Origin of the sequence: Mesorhizobium sp. M6A.T.Ce.TU.016.01.1.1 (genome assembly GCF_003997065.1) — a bacterium.
In the GTDB taxonomy this organism is placed as follows: domain Bacteria; phylum Pseudomonadota; class Alphaproteobacteria; order Rhizobiales; family Rhizobiaceae; genus Mesorhizobium; species Mesorhizobium mediterraneum.
In genome coordinates this window covers 1-2,543 of sequence record NZ_RZTJ01000069.1, presented here as the reverse complement: position 1 = coordinate 2,543, position 2,543 = coordinate 1, and the positions used below count along the sequence as shown (strand labels likewise).

Here is a 2,543-nt window from a genome sequence, read left to right as displayed (position 1 = left end):
TTTCGTGAAGAGTTTCGGGCGCCGGCAGGCGTACGAAAGTCCCCGAGGAAGGAACCCGCGGGCCACAGGCGATGGCTATGGGGATTTCGGATTTCGGCAGATGTCGGCGATGGCGCGACCGCCGTCGAGGAGCTCTGGGGTGAATGCGGACAGACCGCTTCGTTGCGCCTCCGCGCGGTGTTGTCCGAACGGTGGGCGGCTGGGCGCGGCTCTGTCGGAGTCGATAATCACCATAGACGTGCGTCGATCCGTTGCCGGAGGCTGAGTGCCTGCAGTTGAAGGCTGAACCTTTCCATGCTGGGTCATGGCGTGCTGCTCCCGGTCGACGGGGAACCGTGTGGCGGTCCGCGCGGCTGCCTCCATCGTTCGAACACCTCGATCACGATCATGCGGCCGCCACAGCAGGGGCATGGCGGGCGAAAGTTGTCCGGTTCGTCCGTGGTGTCATCGTCGGACGGTGCGGCGACGTTCAGGAGTTCACGAGCAAGCGCGAGGCTGGCCTTGCGAGCAGAACCGGCAAGCAGGCCGCAATGCCGGATGCGATGGAAGCCACGCGGCAGGACATGCAGCAGGAAGCGGCGGATGAACTCGTCGGTCGCGAGCGTCATGAGTTGCTGCCGGTCGGCGCCTTCGCGACGATAGTCCTTGTAGCGGAAGGTGACGCCGCTCTCGTCGAGGCGGATGAGGCGGCTGTTCGAGACCGCCACCCGGTGGGTGTAGCGCGACAGGTAGGCGAGCACCGCTTCCGGGCCGGCGAAGGGCGCCTTGGCGTAGACCACCCAGCGCTTCTTCCGGATCGGCGACAGATGGCGCAGGAATGCCCGCCGTTCCGCGAGATGAGCAATTGCGCCGAAGAAGGCGAGCCGGCCAGCGTCGTGCAGCGCGACCAACCGGGAGAGGAACAGCCGGCGGAACAGCTTGCCGAGCACCCGCACCGGCAGCAGGAAGGCGGGACGCGACGATATCCACCGGCTTCCGTCCGGCGAGATGCCACCGCCTGGCACGATCATGTGCACGTGCGGATGATGCGTCATCGCCGAACCCCATGTGTGGAGCACGGCGGTGATGCCGATGCGTGCGCCCAGATGCTTCGGATCGGCCGCGATGGTCAGCATCGTCTCCGACGCCGCCTTGAACAGCAGGTCGTAGACCGCCGCCTTGTTGTGGAAGGCGATGTCGGCGACCTCGGCCGGCAGCGTGAAGACGACGTGGAAGTAGCCGACCGGCAGCAGGTCGGCCTCGCGCTCGGCAAGCCATGTCCGCGCCGCGGCACCCTGGCACCTTGGACAGTGCCGGTTGCGGCAGGAGTTGTAGGCGATGCGCCAGTGGCCGCAGTCCTCGCAGGCCTCCACGTGACCGCCAAGGGCCGCGGTGCGGCAGTGCTCGATCGCCGACATGACCTTGAGCTGCTGCAGTGTCAGATGCCCTGCATGGGCGGCCCGGTAGGCGGGCCCGGCAGTGCGGAAGATGTCGGCAACCTCGATCGAGGCGCGCACGCTCAGCCGTCGGGTGAGATCTCTTCCGGCTTGAAGAGGCCAAGCTTGTCGAGCGGGCTCGTGACGGTGCGCACCGTGCGGGTTGCAACCTTGGTGTAGAAGGCGGTGCTATTGAGCTTGGCGTGCCCGAGCAGCACCTGGATGACCCGGATGTCGGTACCGTCCTCCAGAAGATGGGTCGCGAAGCTGTGGCGCAGCGTGTGCGGCCCGACGCGCTTGGCGATGTCGGCCGCCTGCGCTGCCTCGACGACCACGCGATAGAGCTGGCGGGTGCTGATGGGCTTCATCGCATGCTGCCCCGGAAACAGCCAGCCGTCGCGGTGCATCACGCCCTGCTGGCGTCCGACCTTCCACCACTGGCGCAGCAACAAGAGCAGGTCTTGCGACAGCATGGCGTTCCGGTATCGCCCGCCCTTGCCGCGCTCGACACGTAGCAGCATGCGCTCACTATCGACGTCGGCGATCTTCAGCGTCGACACCTCCGCCACGCGCAGGCCCGCGCCATAAGCGACCGACAGGGCGGCCTGGTGCTTGAGGCAGGTGGTGGCGTTGAGCAGCCGGGCGACCTCGTCGCGGCTCAGCACCACCGGCAGCGTGCGCGGGTGCGCCAGACGAACGAGCTTGCGCGCCAGATCGGGACGATCGACCGTATGCGTGAAGAAGAAGCGCAGCGCCGACACAATGCTGTTCATCGTCGGCACGGGAACACCGTCGTCCTGCTGCTCGATCTGGAACTGGCGCAGGTCGTCGGTGGTCGCTGTGTCTGGTGAACGCCCGAGGAACGTCGCCAGGCGTCCGATGTCGCGGAGATAGTTGCGCTGCGTCTCCCGTGAGAAACGCCGCATGTTCATGTCGTCGGTCAACCGCTGGCGCAAAGGGCCGATGGGGGCATCGAGAGCGGAATGGGTCATGGTCAGGCTCCTTGTTGAAGAAGCCCGTCATGCTCTGCCGCCGCCGAACAACGCTCAATGCAGGCGCGACGACCGGTCCCCGATCTCTACCTCAATCGCAGGCGCCCTCCCGCGCAGCGGGTTCGTTCAACGGCCC

Annotated in this window: 2 protein-coding genes; both read right to left on the bottom strand. The window is 66.6% G+C overall.

Annotated features, from left to right (window positions below; translation table 11 throughout):
- Positions 1-302 precede the first annotated feature (302 nt).
- The gene (locus tag EOC94_RS33110) at positions 303-1,496 is read right to left on the bottom strand and encodes an IS91 family transposase (RefSeq protein WP_126106633.1); all 1,194 of its coding nucleotides are present in this window, start codon (positions 1,494-1,496) and stop codon (positions 303-305) included.
- Between the two features lie 2 nt (positions 1,497-1,498).
- Positions 1,499-2,407, bottom strand: a complete 909-nt coding sequence (locus EOC94_RS33105) for a tyrosine-type recombinase/integrase (protein ID WP_126106634.1) — start codon at positions 2,405-2,407, stop codon at positions 1,499-1,501.
- Positions 2,408-2,543: the final 136 nt, after the last annotated feature.

Coding starts and splice junctions, on each gene's coding strand:
- EOC94_RS33105 (WP_126106634.1), bottom strand. CDS start 2,407: ATGACCCATTCCGCTCTCGATGCCCCCATCGGCCCTTTGCGCCAGCGG.